Annotated in this window: 13 protein-coding genes; 4 read left to right on the top strand and 9 right to left on the bottom strand. The window is 34.1% G+C overall.

Features of this window, described 5'->3' with window-relative positions; translation table 11 throughout:
• Positions 1 to 71: 71 nt before the first annotated feature.
• From HA632_RS11865 to HA632_RS11830, 8 genes are all read right to left on the bottom strand, one after another.
• On the bottom strand, positions 72 to 767 hold the full coding sequence (locus HA632_RS11865; RefSeq protein WP_176307409.1) for an endonuclease domain-containing protein: 696 nt from the start codon (positions 765 to 767) through the stop codon (positions 72 to 74).
• Between the two features lie 121 nt (positions 768 to 888).
• Positions 889 to 2370 carry a class I SAM-dependent DNA methyltransferase gene (locus HA632_RS11860; protein ID WP_176307408.1) on the bottom strand — a complete coding sequence of 494 codons (1482 nt, stop codon included), beginning with the start codon at positions 2368 to 2370 and terminating at the stop codon, positions 889 to 891.
• Positions 2367 to 5744 carry an SMEK domain-containing protein gene (locus HA632_RS11855; protein ID WP_176307407.1) on the bottom strand — a complete coding sequence of 1126 codons (3378 nt, stop codon included), beginning with the start codon at positions 5742 to 5744 and terminating at the stop codon, positions 2367 to 2369. Before HA632_RS11855 ends, HA632_RS11860 begins: the two co-directional genes overlap by 4 nt.
• Positions 5745 to 5797: 53 nt before the next feature.
• On the bottom strand, positions 5798 to 6247 hold the full coding sequence (locus HA632_RS11850; protein ID WP_176307406.1) for a GIY-YIG nuclease family protein: 450 nt from the start codon (positions 6245 to 6247) through the stop codon (positions 5798 to 5800).
• A 10-nt stretch (positions 6248 to 6257) separates the two neighbouring features.
• Positions 6258 to 7433, bottom strand: a complete 1176-nt coding sequence (locus tag HA632_RS11845; protein ID WP_217902854.1) for a restriction endonuclease subunit S — start codon at positions 7431 to 7433, stop codon at positions 6258 to 6260.
• A 1-nt stretch (position 7434) separates the two neighbouring features.
• The gene (locus HA632_RS11840; RefSeq protein ID WP_176307404.1) at positions 7435 to 8175 is read right to left on the bottom strand and encodes a DUF5131 family protein; all 741 of its coding nucleotides are present in this window, start codon (positions 8173 to 8175) and stop codon (positions 7435 to 7437) included.
• Position 8176: 1 nt separating this feature from the next.
• The gene (tcmP, locus tag HA632_RS11835) at positions 8177 to 9082 is read right to left on the bottom strand and encodes a three-Cys-motif partner protein TcmP (protein WP_176307403.1); all 906 of its coding nucleotides are present in this window, start codon (positions 9080 to 9082) and stop codon (positions 8177 to 8179) included.
• A gap of 13 nt (positions 9083 to 9095) precedes the next feature.
• Positions 9096 to 11882: a DEAD/DEAH box helicase family protein gene (locus HA632_RS11830; protein ID WP_176307402.1), complete on the bottom strand. Its 2787-nt coding sequence runs from the start codon at positions 11880 to 11882 to the stop codon at positions 9096 to 9098.
• A 552-nt stretch (positions 11883 to 12434) separates the two neighbouring features.
• Between HA632_RS11830 and HA632_RS11825 the strand changes: the two genes are divergently transcribed.
• The 4 genes from HA632_RS11825 to HA632_RS11810 all read left to right on the top strand — a co-directional run bounded on the left by HA632_RS11825 (position 12435) and on the right by HA632_RS11810 (position 15183).
• Positions 12435 to 12992, top strand: coding sequence for a hypothetical protein (locus tag HA632_RS11825; protein WP_176307401.1), 558 nt, complete (start codon positions 12435 to 12437; stop codon positions 12990 to 12992).
• A 125-nt stretch (positions 12993 to 13117) separates the two neighbouring features.
• Positions 13118 to 13534 carry a hypothetical protein gene (locus HA632_RS11820; RefSeq protein WP_176307400.1) on the top strand — a complete coding sequence of 139 codons (417 nt, stop codon included), beginning with the start codon at positions 13118 to 13120 and terminating at the stop codon, positions 13532 to 13534.
• A 71-nt stretch (positions 13535 to 13605) separates the two neighbouring features.
• Positions 13606 to 14190, top strand: coding sequence for a helix-turn-helix transcriptional regulator (locus HA632_RS11815; RefSeq protein WP_176307399.1), 585 nt, complete (start codon positions 13606 to 13608; stop codon positions 14188 to 14190).
• A 702-nt stretch (positions 14191 to 14892) separates the two neighbouring features.
• On the top strand, positions 14893 to 15183 hold the full coding sequence (locus HA632_RS11810; protein WP_176307398.1) for a GIY-YIG nuclease family protein: 291 nt from the start codon (positions 14893 to 14895) through the stop codon (positions 15181 to 15183).
• A gap of 952 nt (positions 15184 to 16135) precedes the next feature.
• Here HA632_RS11810 and HA632_RS11805 read toward each other — a convergent pair.
• Positions 16136 to 16981 carry a hypothetical protein gene (locus HA632_RS11805; protein ID WP_176307397.1) on the bottom strand — a complete coding sequence of 282 codons (846 nt, stop codon included), beginning with the start codon at positions 16979 to 16981 and terminating at the stop codon, positions 16136 to 16138.
• Positions 16982 to 17092: the final 111 nt, after the last annotated feature.

The raw sequence follows: 17092 nt of genomic DNA, 5'->3' as shown, positions 1-17092 counted from the left end.
CAAAACGATTGCTACATCAGTCGCTTCGCTCTGGTCTTTCAGTAGCGAGGGTGGTTTACGTTGCTTTTGGTTTAGCTCTTAATCCATTTTTTGATATCGCTAATAATTTTTGACGCATTTTCATTTACATCTTTCCCCGTATAACGGAGAACTATAAAACCTAACTCTTGTAATTTTCTATCTATTTTCCTGTCTCTTTGTGCTTGTTCTTCTGTTCTTTCATGGTAGGTATGACCATCAGTATATACACAAAGTTTGACATCTCCTTTATCAATAAAAAAATCAACGATTGTTAGAACTTCTTTGAAATTATTATTTTGATTATCATAACTTTTGTCTTTAACTGCTATTTTTTCTCCAAAATGATTTATACCATATTGTACAGTAAAATATATATAGTTTCTTTTTAGTTCTAAATAAAGCTTTCTTTCTAGTGGACTTTGTAATGTAAACAAACAGGTTAAACAACTTGGTGAAAATTGATAGGAACAATTTAAACAAAGACTATCGTTTTTGTATTTCTCTTCAATAATCTGTCCTTTTTCTTCAGAGACATTCATTCTTTGTGCGATAGATTCTGAATTTAAAACCTTATCTATTTGATTCCTTAAATACTCCAACTCTTTTCTGTCGGTATATATGTGTTTTATCCAAGTTTTGTTTTTTTCAGTTAGCGTTACCATGTATTTGGTTTCTTGAACTTCAATCTCACTGCGACTATTATTAAATGTTATTATTTTTTCAATTGAAATTGGTAATTTAGGCATGTGTTATTTAATGATTTATTGTGTTTTATATTTTTAAATAATTCTAAAGCGTATTTAATATTGTTGGTGTATTTATTTTAGTTCAAAAGTTTGGTATAAGCTTTTGATTTGTGAAGTATAATTACTTCAAACTCGCCATAATAGCTCTAAAACTATCCAAGCTTGCTTCTATGTTCTCAATGATATCTTGTGCCAATTCATCAGGGTCGGGTAGGTTGTCTAAATCGGCTAGCGATTTGTCTTTTAACCATGTGATATCTAAACTTGTTTTATCTCGGGCGATAATTTCATCATAACCAAACTTTCTCCAACGGCCTTCAGGATTAGTCTCCGCATTATAGGTTTCTTTTCTCTTATGTCGATTTTCAGGATTGTACAAGTCAATAAAATCTTTTAAATCGCTTAGTTTTAAAGGATTCTTTTTTAGGGTATGATGGATGTTGGTTCTGTAATCATACACCCAAACTTCTTTCGTCCAAGGGTCTTTGCTTGACGGTTTGCCGTCAAAGAACAATACATTTGCTTTTACCCCATTGGCATAGAATATCCCTGTTGGTAGTCTTAGTATGGTGTGCAAATCAGTAGTGTCCAACAACTTCTTACGCACCGTTTCCCCAACACCGCCTTCAAACAGTACATTATCCGGCAATACTACTGCCGCTTGTCCTGTGGTTTTAAGCATGGTGCGAATGTGCTGCACAAAGTTCAATTGCTTGTTACTCGTTGTTACCCAAAAGTCCTGACGGTTATAAGTCAAATCTTCTTTCTCTTGTTCACCTTCGGCATTGGTAAAGGTCATGCTACTCTTTTTTCCAAAAGGCGGATTAGCCAAAATATAATCATAACGAGTACCCGAATCCGTAATCAACGAATCATTCGGAGAAATAAAGTTATCCGAATCAATATCGCCTATGTTATGCAAAAACAAATTCATCAACGCTAAGCGACGAGTACTAGCCACAATTTCATTCCCAAAGAACGTTTCATATTTCAGGAATTTAGCAGCATCTTTGTCTAAATCTCTATTGGCCACTATCCAGTCATAAGCAGCAAGGAAAAAACCACCGGTGCCACAAGCCGGGTCGGCTATGGTTTTCATAGGTTCCGGACGCAAGCATTCTACCATGGCTTTAATTAATGGGCGAGGGGTAAAGTACTGACCCGCGCCACTCTTGGTATCCTCAGCATTTTTCTCTAAGATACCTTCATAGATGTCGCCTTTGTCTTTTACACCCATCAATATCCAGTTCTCGGCATTGATAAGCGCTATGAGTTTATACAACTTCGCAGGGTCTTGTATCTTGTTCTGACTCTTGACAAAGATTTGCCCTAAGATGCCTTTCTCTTTGGCCAGTTCACGTAGCATGTTGTTGTAATGCAACTCCAACTCACTACCGCTTTTACTAATCAAGGTATCCCAAGCAAACTCTGTTGGTATTGGCATGCTTCTGTTATGCGGTGGCTTGCTGTACTCGTCTGCCATTTTTAGGAATAACAAGTATGTTAACTGCTCCAAGTAGTCGCCATAGCCCACACCATCGTCTCTAAGGGTTTGACAAAAGGCCCATACTTTACTGACTATTGTTGAGTTATTGTTACTCATGATTTGGTTAAATTATCAATTACTTTTTTTATTTTAATTGAAACACTACCTTCCTTTATAAATTGTAATATTTCTTCTTTAACATTATCATTGAATTCAGCTCGCTTTTCTTTAACGATTCTGTTAAATTCAATATTAATAAAATCATATTTTAATAATGACTCTTCAATATCAAATACTGAAATTATACTTGATGATTTTGAATTATATCTTTTATATATGTGTGATTCTAATTTTTGTGGTTGTAAATATCCATTTACATAAAAAAGTTTAAAATACTTTTCAAGTGAATTTTTAATGTTCTCTTTTTTACTGCTTTCTAAATTATTTCTCCAATTGAAATAGTCATCAAATGTTGAATCTTTTCTAGGGTTTATAAATTGATTAAGGTTTATTTCTTTTGAATTATTATTACCATAATTTGGCATATTTAAAAAAGTACAATTCTCAAATTTGCTATTTGAATTAAAAGTGCAATCCCAGAAACACTCATAACCATCAAAATAACAATCTTTGAAGTGTAAATTTGAAAAATTGAATTTAATATTTCCATCAATTGAGCCAAATTGAACTAAAGAAAGACCATTTATTTCGTTTTCTTTTCCTCCAAATATATTTTTTAATAATTCGGTATTTATTTGGGTTTGAGTATTAACTTTTGCTTGATTAATCATAAGAGCTAAAGCAAACAATGATGAAATTGATTGGTGTACGTAATATAAATTAAAATCTGGTATTTGATAATTATTGTTGCGTATTTCATTAATCAACTCAGATATTCTTAGAATATAATTTTCATCCCAATTTTTCACACACCTTGAAACAATTTCATGTAGTAAGTTTGAACCAAATTTTCCTTCATTAAGCAATATTTTTAATAATGACTCTGTGGGCTTTTCTACATTATCTATTGAAATTAGTTCAGATATATAGATTGATTTAAATAATAATTCAAAAAAATCATATCTAAAAGAGAAAACACCATTCCTTTCTTCCAAAATAGGATGAGATTTTAATGATTCAAGCATTTGCTGTGTTAATTGTCTGTCAAAATGGGTTTTCCAAATTGTTGATAGTTCATCAGAATTTGCATGACCTTTATAAAAAACAGAAAAATATATAAAAAATTTACATTGATCGTTAATTGAAATTTGATTGGTTTTCTTGAATTCTCTAACAAAAATTCTAAATATCACATAATCATTTTTAAGATTTAATTTTAAATATGTGTTGTTTTTTTCTTCATCTTCTAATAATTCATCACCGGATTCAACTATTTTTGATACAACATCCACCACGTACGGCATTATTTTTTTTTCATCTTCATTTAATTCAGTAATGGTTAGCTCTTTTACAAATTTTAATGATTTATCAATTAACTTTTTGTTACCATTAAATTTTGATTCGAAGAATAATTTTGCATGTTTAATAGAAAAAGGCTCTACTTCGATATGATTTACATGTGTTTCTTTAGAGACATTATCTTTCCAAAAATATGTTCTACAAGTAAGTAGAATTTTCCCAATTCCAATATCTTTAACAAAATCACTTGTTATACTTGCAATAAAATTTCGAACATCGAAGTCAGGTATTTTTGAAAAGACTTCATCAAGGCCATCAATTATTAATAAAAAATTACCATTGTCAATATTAATTCTAAACAAATCTCGGCTTATTGGTCTTTCGGAAAGAGATGATGAATAAAAGTCATACAAATCAATATCTTTAGTTTCAGACAATCTAATTAATTGATTCATCACTGCCGTATCAGTAGCTTCTATGAAAATAACATTTGAATTTGTTTTAACTTCCTTGAATTTATCAGCAATTACCCTTGCAAGTGTAGTTTTACCAATACCACCCCCACCAGTAATTACTAAAATTGGATCATGTTCACTATAATACCAATTTTCTATTTGTTCATAGTCTCTTATGTCACCTTCTATTGATTTTATTTCAGGAGTAATAAAATTCTTGGTTAATGAATATTTGATAATCTCATTACTAATACTGTTGTCAATTGAACATATCTGCCAAACAAACTCATCTAAATAATATGATTTTTTTGCTTTGAAATTCTTTTGAGCATTTTGAATTCTTTCACTTAAAAGTTTTTGGTCAGCTTCCTTGGATAAAAATAGGATGAGATTATCATCTTTTTGATATTTAAGATTTTTATGATTCTCAAAGAAAGCAGCAGCAGTTTGTCTTATATTAACACCTTTATATATATATACATAATATGTTGTTATTGATTTAAAAGGATCATGACCTTCAAGTAAAGTATAGCCAATCTTCTTTTTTGATTTTTTATATTTTATCGCTTCTTTAAAAGTTGATTTATCATCAAATAACTTTATTATTGTTTCAAAATCCTCATAATCTTGTATCTCTAAAATTTTATTTTGTTTTCGAAGTTCTAAACTTGATTTGTCAATTATATATTGAAAGTTATCTCTATTTCCAATATGAATTATTGGCTTAATATCTAAGATGTCTGAAAAACTGCTACCTTCTTCTAGCTTAAAAAAGATGTGTGTTATATGCTGATTATTTAATGTTGATAAGATACTTCTGTTGATTGTTTTATTCTTTATCTTATTCTTTAATTCTTTAGTAGCTAATATTACTGTAGATTTAGCATCTATACTAACATCAAATAATAATTGACAGTATTTAGATTCTATATCTCTTTCTTGAACAAGCCTGTCAAGCTTAGTAGAAAAGTGCTTAACTCTAATATCTAGTTGGTTAAGTCCCAAAGATATTTTATAGGCAAGTTCTAAATCATTTTCATCATCAAAAATTAACAAGGTTACCGGGCTAATATTTATTACTTTACTTGATATTTGTCCCAATTCAGACTCTAGTTTTTCTATGACAAATTCTAAATCATTGATTTCTCTATTTGATGATAAATTGTGAATTCTTGAAAAATCATAAAGATTATTACTGTCAAAACTAATTTTAGAATCAAGAATTATATTTAGTTCTTCAATTTGTTTTTTTGATAAAATTAATTTCCCCTTTTCTTTAATAAACAAAAAATTTATTGAATCATATTCTTTATAAAGTTCTTTTTCAATGAATTTTTCTAGAGTGCTTTTTATTTTTTTAAAAGAGTCAGTTGATGTAATCTGAAAACAAATTCTTTTTTCATGATCTCCTAAATCAATTGATGCAAATTGTGAATTTTGCTCAATATTAAAATTCTTAAAGTTTGAGTCAAAAATTAAGTTTAATAACGGTATCATTATATTTTCAGCATGAATATTCCATGATAAATTATTGTTGCTACTTAATATTTCAATTTTTTTACTGAAAATTGCTAAATAATCAGCTAGCTTATCCATTACAATTAAACGATTACTCATACTCTTTTTTTTAAATTTAAACTTTTATAAATCCTATAAATATTAGGGAGTTATTATTTTCTTTTTTTTCTTTTATTTAGAAATTCTATTTCAGTATGATGCTCCTGAAACCATTCTTCAAACTCTTTTCTTCCAATCTTCATTGGTATATAGGAAAAGCTTAAATGTTTTTTCATTTTTTCTTCAAGTAATTTTTCAATATCTGAATGATAATTAGAAGTACTGCTTGCCTTTGTGTATAATTTATCAGATGAAAAATATAGCTCTCCTAATGATCTTCTGAAAGTATGGTTTTTAGTATTAAGTAAATCATTTATTCTTTTTTTTAAACATCCGGATTCCCCAATATATTTCAATTTATTATCAACAAAAAAGCAATAAACACCTGCTTCTATTTCATTGCATTGATTTCTTGTTAAATTAAATTTTACTTTATTCTCTTTGGTTAGAAGATAATCTCTAACTTCTATAAAATAATCTTCAATAACTTTGTCGTCTATCATAAACTATCTTTTAAACCAACTCCCCACTAAAAGCCTTTTTCAATATACTCTGCCTTAAAGCCTCGGCTTGTAACAAGCTTTGAGCAATACTTTCCTCCATTTTATCCGCTACACTCAAACGACTTTCGATTTCTTGAACGATAAAATTTTGTTCTGATGAATCACAAATAACCATTTTTAAGATTTGAAATTTGCCTTTATTTATTATGGGCAGAGTTGTAGCTGATGCATTATCGATTATTTGTTTATTAAAATTTAATCCTATTGCTTGATAGTATACAAATAAAGGGTTAACACCTTTATTTGGCACTATAGCATTAATTTGTTGATTAAATCCGCCACCTGTTTTAATAAATCCTGTTTTTCCTATCGTTGCACCAATACAGGTTACTAGTGTTGAAAATTCAGGAACATACCTAGCCTTTTTTACACCTAATTCTGTTAAACCATCTTTAGATTTAAACACATTATTTCCTGCTTCCAAATCTGTAGGTTTATAAAATGGAAATTCATTTCCATAGAAATCAGGATTATTTTTTGATGGTGTTGTTCCTGTTTCAATTTTAGCTATTTCTGAAATCATTACAACCCTCCATCCCTCCGGCAATTCACCATCCTTAACATTCTCATTTGTCAACTTACCTTCAAAAGCCCATTTCAAAACACTTTGTCTATAGGTTTTAAGTTGCAGTTGTGTGGTTTTTAAATCTTCGATGCCTTTCTCTAACTCGCTAAATAGTTCTTCTATTTTGGAGACAATAGCTTGTTGGGTTTCAGGTGTTGGTATGCCTATAGGTAGTTTTGAAAATACTGAAATCCAATACCTTTTGTGAGTATCAAATGAAATCCGAATAGTTTGTATGTAATAATAAACAAATAATAGATTAACATTTTCATCTTTTGGTTTTAAAATCTTCATTGCTGAAGATTTTACTTTGAACTTAAAATTGACTAGTTTATTGGCTGTTGTGAAGTCATCGAAAATTATAACAGGCAAACTGTCAAAAATCCCATCAGTTTCATCTGTTTTACCTAAAATAAACGTTTTACCCGCCGTTAAAACAGGAGTTTTATAACTATTATCGTAATCAGTTGATTTTACAATGTATTTAGTTGGTTGAATATAATCTAGTAAATCTTCCAACTTTTTTACTTTCCAATCTTTTGGTAATTTAACTTCGCTCATTTTAATATCCTGCATCAGCTAATACACCATCCAAGTCTGGCATGTCATTATATACTTTACCGTTTATTTCTCTTCCGGTTTTCTTTTTATTCGTTCCTCCCCATTGCTTAAAGAAGAAACGAACATCGGCTTTCTCGCATTGTTCCATAATGTCAATAGCCCAATCAGCTTCCATAATTCTTGATTTTGGTCCACTTTCTCCACCAACGATAACCCAATCAATTTTTTTAAGATTCATATTAGGTAACGGTCCAATTAATGGTTCACAAGACAAAAACTTTACTCGCGCTTTGGTTTTTCTTAAGTAATCAATGCGGTCAACAACTCGCATATCTTCAACAGAAACACCCATCCAAACATTATGAGGCCATTTTCCTTTCAAAACATTTTTATCAAAATCTAATAAACGTTCCGCACGCTTAGTTAATATTTGATATACATGTTCTGTGTTTTTCATTACCTCAAACACTTTCAAAATAAACTCATCAGAAACTTGTTCATGAAATAAATCACTCATAGAATTTACAAAAACAACTTTTCTTTTTTTCCATTTATAGGGTTCTTTCAATGAATCAGGGTGTTCAGTTATTTTAAAAACATACTCATATTTTTCTACGCCCATGGCATGTAAACGCTTTGCCATTCTTTCAGCATAACAATTTTTACATCCTTGTGATACTTTATCACATCCGGTAGTAGGATTCCATGTGAGTTCTGTCCATTCTATACTTGATTCTGCCATTTTAAATATTTTTTATTACTTCTTGAGCTATTTTAACTGCATTTTGATTATTTGATGCGAAAACAAAATGAAAGATAGGAGTGCCTACTGAATTATCTAGTCTTAAGGGCACTTCTGTCACGTGTTTCCATACAGTTTTTAGATTGTCTTTATATATTCTTGCTATATGATTTATAGGGTCAAGAACTTTATGGGTTATGTTTTCTTCTTCACCAAACAAATTTAACTTAATTTCATTTTTGTAAAATTGTTTTCTTATTTCTTCTTCAGTCATTCCAAAAAAATCTTGAAGCTTATTTATACTTTTTAATTCACCTTTTCTATCAAGTAAACGATTAACAATTACGCCAGTAGGTATTAAAATCCATACATCTGAACGAGTTCCTTTTAATTCTCTAATAGCATCCCAACTAATTTGCATTCCAAAAGGATCGAGAAATATCAATGAGGCTAAATTTTTTGTTTTATCTTTTGATGCTTTAGCCAATTTTCTTAACTGCAAATCACATTCTGAGTTTCTAAATACAAATGATTCTTTTTTATCTGGAAAACTACTAATTATTTTATCTCTTAATTTATTTGAAGACTCTTCGCTTTTATCAATAAAATAGTAATAATCAAATGAAATTGGAATATCAATTTTAACAACACGTTCAGCAGCTCCTTGATAAACATTTACTTCTTCTAAATCAATTGAAAGCTGAGTAAACAATTCTTCATTTTCAATTTTTCTTTCACCGCTTCCAGCAAACCCATCAAAATAAACAATTTTCCAATAAGGATTTTTGCTCATTATATTTAAGTATGCTTTGACGTATTTTTCAAAAGCATCAAGTTTTGTTTCAGTCCATTTTCCTCCCCAAGACTTCTTTTTATTTGAATTATTGAAACTTTTACTTTTTGCCATAATAAAGAAATTATTAAGCCGCTAACACTTCATTTAACTCTTTAATAATGGCATCCGTTTGGTCACCAAACAATGCCCACATTTTACTCAAGCCGCCTTCTGCATTAAAAGGAGGCAAATCAAAATCGTCTTTTTCTACACAAAAACTATTAGCTACATAGTCTTTCATCATTCTTAACCATTGCATTTGAGCTTCGGTAAACGCATTGTGTTTTCCCGCATTTTTGGTAAAAATCCAATCCTGAAAGTTTTTATCTACTGTTTTGTCATAAGCCGTAAGGGTAGGGTCAATACCCACAACACGACGTATCAAACTTACCAAAGCTATCAACTCATTTTTGGCAGAGCCATTGGTTTTTTCCAGTTGTTCATAGGCCTGCCAAACGGTCAAAGGAGCCAAGAGCGGTTTTTCCGTTTTCAGTTTTTCACAAAGGTCCTTAATCATTTTATAGGTAAACGTTCGATGCTTGTAGTCCTGCGCATAAAACAATTCCAAAGCAGTAATTTCATCCTTGTGGGTTTCAATCCAGTTTTTAAAATCGGTAACTGTAGTAGCTGCTGCGGCTTCCTGGTCTTTTACCCAACCTATATTGGTAATCGTATCAATATTCACAGTATCTATAATCTGGTCATACTTCTTGCGGATATCCACTATAAAGTCACGCAACTCAGGGTTATGAAACACCGCTACCGCTTGCTCAATTAGTTGTTGGTTGGCTTTATCAATAGCTTTCTCAATTTCAAAAGGAGGCATTCCCGCCATACTTCTTTTAACGTTCGCTATTTGGCTTTCCACTACATCCGGGTCGTAAGCGTGCAACAACTGTTTGACCACTTGGTTAATCGTTAACCCATTGGCTTTCTCACTAAATTGTTGTTTGTCTTTGTCTTTAAGTTGTTGGTCTAATCGTATCAATCGGTTAGCCAACGTAGTCAGCATGTCTTCACTGGTATTACCCATAGCCACACTTTGCAAGACATCTTTTAAGGATATGCCGGGTAGTTTCTCTAACGGTCGGCTGTCAGTTTTTTGCGACTGTTCAACGCCTATAGCGTCAATAATCACAAAATGGTCTTTACTGTATTTAGCCGTAGGCGTGCCTTTGGCTTTTAATTCTTCTAATGAGCAAGTACGAGTACCTCGACCTTTCATTTGCTCATAGTAGGAACGGCTTTTTACATCACGCATGAACAACAATACTTCCAAAGGTCGTATGTCGGTTCCGGTGGCAATCATATCTACCGTCACGGCGATGCGTGGGTAATAATCATTTCTAAATTGCTGTAAAACACTTTTCGGGTCCTCTTCAGAGCGGTAGGTTATCTTTTTGCAGAACTTGTTTTCTTCAGCAAATTCTTCTCTTACGATGTCTATAATGTCTTCAGCATGGCTGTCCGTCTTGGCAAAGATTAATAGTTTAGGTACTTCAAAGTTGCCGTTGCTGTCCACACGGTCGGGAAACATCATCGGCAAATTGTCTTTAGTCGCTTTGATGATGGTTCTAATGGTGCTTGGGTTTACAATGTCTTTGTCCAATTGTTTACCGCTATACACTTCGTCTTCATCTAGGGCTTCCCAAAACTTCTTTCGGGTCAGGCGTTCGCGTTTGTCAACCTGTTCACCCATTTTAATCATGTTGCCGTTTTTGGTAATCTCTGTCTCAATGGTAAAGACATTGTAAGGCACCAAAACTCCATCAATAACCGCTTTTTCATAACCATAATCTGAAACTAGGTTTTGGTTAAAGTATCCAAAGGTTCGATTATCAGGTGTTGCGGTTAAACCTATTTGAAACACGTCAAAGTAATCTAAAACCTGTTTCCACAAATTGTATATGCTTCGATGACATTCGTCTATGACAATAAAATCAAAAAACTCAATTGGCACTTTTTCGTTATAGCCTACAGGTATTGGTTCTTTTGGTTCAAATCGGTTTTCATTAGGATTTTCTTCCTCGGCACTTTCATCAAGTTCCGTTTCTTTTAAAATAGAGTACATCCGTTGAATCGTGCTAATGTAAACTTGTGAATCATTAGGAATAAACGAACTGTTCAAACGAGTTACCCCATACAATTCGGTAAACAAACGATTGTCTTCTTGTGCAGTATAGGCTCTGAATTCGCCTTCCGCTTGTTCCCCTAAGTTTTTAGTATCCACCAAAAACAAGATGCGTTTAGCTTTAGCATATTTGAGGAGTCTGTATACAAACGTAATCGCCGTAAACGTTTTCCCTGAACCCGTAGCCATTTGAATCAAGGCTTTAGGTTTCTGGTCTCGGAACGATTGTTCTAAGTTATTAATTGCCGTAATCTGACAATCCCTCAAACCATCAATAGGCAGGGCAGGAGTGTCATGCAATCGTGCACGTAACGTTTTGGGTTGGCTTAGCCATTGAACAAAAGTTTCCGGTCGGTGAAAGGTAAATACATTTCGAGAACGAGGTTTCGGGTCACGGTAATCCGTAAAACGGGTAACTTCACCGGTACTTTCATATACAAAAGGTAAGGGGTCATTATTCAACAAACGCAATTTAGCATTGGCATATTGCGAAGATTGATCTTCCACAGTGGTCAGTCGCACGCCCTCTTCTTCGCGCTTAGCCTCAATAATCCCAACCGGTTTTTTATCCACAAACAAAACATAATCTGCCGGACCAATATCAGTCTGATACTCACGTATGGCGATACCCAAACCTGCTGCCAAATTGAATTTCTTCTTATCCTGTATAAGCCACCCACAGGCAAGCAATTGCTTGTCGATGTTGTCTCGAGCGATTTGTTCAGGGTTTTGGTTGGACATGGTTAGGTATTATTTCTTCAAACTTAGCAATTTTCCCACACACTTGCAATCCCCATCAATGGGGATTATTAACAAGTATTCTAAGCTAAAAATCTTACGATTAGCTTGTTTTGGGTAGGTTGGAAGGTAAATATACTTAGGTAGCCTGTTTGGTTTTTACGGTTTTCCGTATTATGAGTAAATAGTCATGGGGCTATTCACAACTCTCAACCTTGAACCTGCTTTCCATAGTGCAAACTTTTCAGTGACGACAAAAATGCACCACAAAATGTATCATACTTTTCAGTGGCGACAAAAATGTAGCATAAAATGTATCATACTTTTCAGTAGCGACAAAAATGTAGCATAAAATGTATCATACTTTTCAGTAGCGACAAAAATGTAGCATAAAATGTATCATACTTTTCAGTGGCGACAAAAATGTAGCATAAAATGTATCATACTTTTCAATGGCGACAAAAATGTGCACAATAAACTACCCTGTTTTTCCGTTTTAGTAGTCGTACACTTACCCTTTTATGGTTTGACCAATAGGGTATTAACCAATGATCTATGAGGAGAAAATCTCAGGAAATCAAGGGCTTGCTGGGGTTTACCCAGGACGAAATGGCCCAACTTTTAAGGCTTCATCGCTGTACCGTGTCCCGTTTTGAGTTGGGTAACGGTAATATCCCTTACCATTCTAACGTACTGTTGGGCGCCATGCTCACCTACATTCAATCGTCCGAAGCTAAGGCTGATCTGCCCGCAGCGCTGGAAGAACAGGAGACACAGCAGGCGGTAAGGCTTCAAAAACTGATTAAGGAAAACGAATACCAGTATGAGCGGCTGAGCCGGAAGTTGATTAAGGCACAGGCCAATTATGCCTATAACGAAAAAGCCACTAAGCTCTTGTATTTCCTGCGGGAACGCGCAGAAGAACTGCCTGAAGTCTCCCCGGATGTATTGCGGTTGCTGGAGCGTAGGGTGAAAGCTTCGCTCTTAAAACAGAGTAAGGCTGATGTGTTAGCTTTGGAATTGCAGGTCGATTTATTAGTCTACCAAAAAATGCTGTTGGAAAGAAAACAATACCAAATCAGTCCTAAGGTCAATGAGAATAACGCATCATGACAACATAAATGTTGATATATTATCATTAATTATGTTAAAATAATGATAAATAATTCTTAAAATGTATTTTTCGGCACAGTGTTCGTCAATGGGTTTTGCATTATTAATCATTAAATTTTTAAATCATGAATTATTCCATTGCCAATTTAACGTTAGTTGCCGATTGTAACTCGTTATTAGCCTGGGCGGCCAGAGAAAAAGCCGATTTGAATTACAAGAAGATTACTATTGAGCGTGTGTCTCAGAAGTATGCCGAGACCTCGGTAGGACTGGATGCCGAACTCCAGGGGGTCATTGCGGAGATTGCCGCTAACGACACCATCATTTCGGTTTTACCCGAAGGGCCTACTAAGGAAGAAGCGTTAGACAAGAAAGTCAGACTCGAGTACAAAAAGTTTGTATTAGAAAACCGTAGAGAGAATTACGGTACAGTAGCGTTGCTTCAGAAAGAATCAGAATTGGGTCGTATAGACCAGCAAATTCTTGAAGTTGACGCCTTTGTGGCGGCAGTAGAAGCCAGAGTACTTGCCTTAGCGGCTTAAGTTAGAGGAGCGCCCCCCGCGGGGGGCGCTTTTTTTTATGTAAAAAAGTATCCATTGTAAATTATACTATTATGAACCAATTCGTTACCATAAGGCAAACCCTGGGACTTACCCAAAAGGAGTTAGCCGACATTTTGAATATCAGCAGTAAGCTCCTATCACAATATGAAAATGAAGCCGCTGTTGTGCCTTCGGAACTAAAACAGAATTTGAGTCTCTTTTACCGCTACATGAAGATGGCCTTAACCTATGGAATCAATTTAAATACCATAGCCGACTATGTGGCACAACGCAAAATGGTTGAGCAGCTGTTACAGGAAAACAAAAAGCAGCGTGACCAAGTTTCGTCCCAACTGAAAAAAATACAACTCAGTAACAAAGAGGAGCTTGCCAAAAAGAAACTACTTTGGCTATTATCAGAGGATAAAGTAACGTATAGTTTCATTAATTACCAAAAGTTGGAGGACTGCTTTCAGATTCCCTCCGAGTCGCAAGAAACCGTTATCATGGTTTACAAGATTAAATTAAGTACGCTCAACACCGAAAAAGGGAGATTAGAGTCTCAATGGCGGGTGTTACAGTCGAATATAGAGTATTTACAAAGTAATCCTGACGTTAATGCGGCCCGTGAATTGAAGTTGAAAGCAACATTATAATGTTGGGTTAAGATTAAAAGAGGTTGTCCGAGAGGGCGGCCTTTTTTTGTGTTCTCGATACTATTTTTTAAACTAAAAGCTAGCGCTTTCAGTTTAAAAAATCACTCGAACTGACGGGAATCTGCAACGATAGAAACTTCAGTTAAAATCACTCGAACTGACGGGTATGTGCTGCGGAAGGAAGTTCAGTTAAAACCACTCGAACTGACGACTTCTTAATAACAAAACGTCCTCTTTACGTCACTTCGAGTGATTTTGCAAAGTAAAAACGCTAGTTTTTGCTTTGTAAAATAGTATCGAGAAGCCTCGCTCGCACAACGGTTCTCGATACAATTTTTGTTCCGTTGCACTCCACAAAAACCACTCGAACTGACGTTCTTACAACCAAACGTCTTCAACGCGTCACTTCGAGTGATTTTGCAAAGTAAAAACGCTAGTTTTTGCTTTGTAAAATAGTATCGAGAAGCCTCGCTCGTACAACGGTTCTCGATACAATTTTTGTTCCGTTGCACTCCACAAAAAACACTCGAACTGACGGGTAAGTGCTGTGGTAGGAAGTTCTGTTAAAACCACTCGAACTGACGACAAGTGCAAATAACACCATAAGTCTAAAAACCTCATAACCGTCACTTCGAGTGTCCCGATAGCTATCGGGATGTATCTAGAAGCTCGTTAAAATAAATTATTTCTTACTTTTACAATATGCAACAATCCTACGTATACATATTGAAATGTTCCGACGGCACTTATTACACCGGAGTGACAAGTAACCTAACCCAAAGGTTATTCCAACATGAAATAGGCTTTTACCCCGATTGTTATACAGCCAAAAGAAGACCGGTTACTTTAGTTTTTTATGCTGAGTTTACGGATATAAACTTCGCTATAGAAAAAGAAAAGCAAATTAAGAAGTGGTCAAAAGCCAAGAAAGAAGCCTTGATAAATGGGGAGTATGATGCTTTACCTAATTTGGCTAAAAAGAAGTTTGGTTGAAACAACGGTTCTCGATACTATTTTAATAACTGAAAACTATCGTTTTCGGTTATTAAAATCACTCGAACTGACGGGTATGTGCTACGGTAGGAAGTTCAGTTAAAACCACTCGAACTGACGTTCTTAAAAACAAAACGTCCTCTTTACGTCACTTCGAGTGATTTTTAAAGTTAAAAGCGCCAGCTTTTGAGTTTAAAAATAGTATCGAGAAGCCTCGCTCGCACAACGGTTCTCGATATAATTTTTGCTCCGTTGCACTCCATAAAAAACCACTCGAACTGACGTTCTTACAACCAAACGTCTTCAACGCGTCACTTCGAGTGATTTTACAAATTAAAAATGCTAATTTTTAGTTTGTAAAATAGTATCGAGAAGCCTCGCTCGTACAACGGTTCTCGATACATTTTTTGTTCCGTTGCACTCCACAAAAAACACTCGAACTGACGTTCTTTACAACTTTATGTTTTCGCTACGTCACTTCGAGTGATTTTACAAATTAAAAATGCTAATTTTTAGTTTGTAAAATAGTATCGAGAAGCCTCGCTCGCACAACGGTTCTCGATACATTTTTTGTTCCGTTGCACTCCACAAAAAACACTCGAACTGACGGGTAAGTGCTGTGGTAGGAAGTTCTGTTAAAACCACTCGAACTGACGACTTCTTAATAACAAAACGTCCTCTTTACGTCACTTCGAGTGATTTTACAAATTAAAAATGCTAATTTTTAGTTTGTAAAATAGTATCGAGAAGCCTCGTTTAGACAACGGTTCTCGATACACTTTTTGTTCCGTTGCACTCCATAAAAAACACTCGAACTGACGTTCTTTACAACTTTATGTTTTCGCTACGTCACTTCGAGTGATTTATAAATATAAAAACGACAGTTTTTGTATTTGTAAATAGTATCGAGAAGCCTTGTTTAACACAAATGGCTTCCCTCACTAACTGTAATTTATTTTGGTACATATTTATCAATGATGTACTTAGTAATAGGACGTAACGATTTATCTAAGACAGGATGGTACCCGTCTCCACTGCCGTTGAAACAGTCAATTTCAGTATCACTTATTTTGCAATACCAAACAATGGCTTTTCCTTTCTCAAAAAAGGGTGTATGGTTGTTGACTTCAATTTTTTTAAAGTCTAAAAGCTTTTCATTTATCGGTTCAATGCTGTTTGCGGTATAAAGAGCATTCACTTCACTATCACATTCCAATACTTCATAATGATCCTTTTGCCATTGCATGCATTGTTTTTCAGGAAGTACTATATCCTTTGCGGTATAGCCTATAGAAAATAGCGCTGTAAAACCAATTAGGCCTGCCATCCATTTCTTTTTTGAATTGATTCCTTTTTCCGTAAATAAATCGGTAGTAGCTACTGTTTTAGATTCTTCCTTCTTTACATCAACCACTGTTGGTGTGTCTTTTTCTCCGTTAATAGCCCTTACAAACTTCAAAAAAGGTCTTGGTGAAAAATCAACCAATATAGCCGTCAAATTGATAGTATCAAGATCATTACTGTCGGTACTTCCTTTTAAGAAATTCTCAATCGCTCTAAAACGATCTGTTTCCTCTTTTAACCTGTTTTTATGCTCCGGTATGAAGTCAAATCCCATGTGAATTCTGAAAGTGTTCAGATCATCATTTGTAGCATTTTCTTTCAATCGCTCTACACACAGTTTTCTCAAATTGGCCCTACTTGGTTGTAGCAAATAACTCGAGTAATAGCCATTTTTTTCTTTTTCGTAATGCTGTTTTATAGCCTTTTTATAAGCTTCAAAGTCATTTTGTTTCATACTTGGACAGGATTTTTAAGGAAAAGTTGGGAATTATCGGAAATACCGGAATTCCCTATAAACACTGCAACAAAAACCCCATTCCTTTGCTTCAGAATTAGTTCTTGTTCT

It is taken from the genome of Flavobacterium sp. J49, assembly GCF_011742145.1.
GTDB lineage: Bacteria > Bacteroidota > Bacteroidia > Flavobacteriales > Flavobacteriaceae > Flavobacterium.
This window is presented reverse-complemented; position numbering and strand designations above follow the sequence as displayed.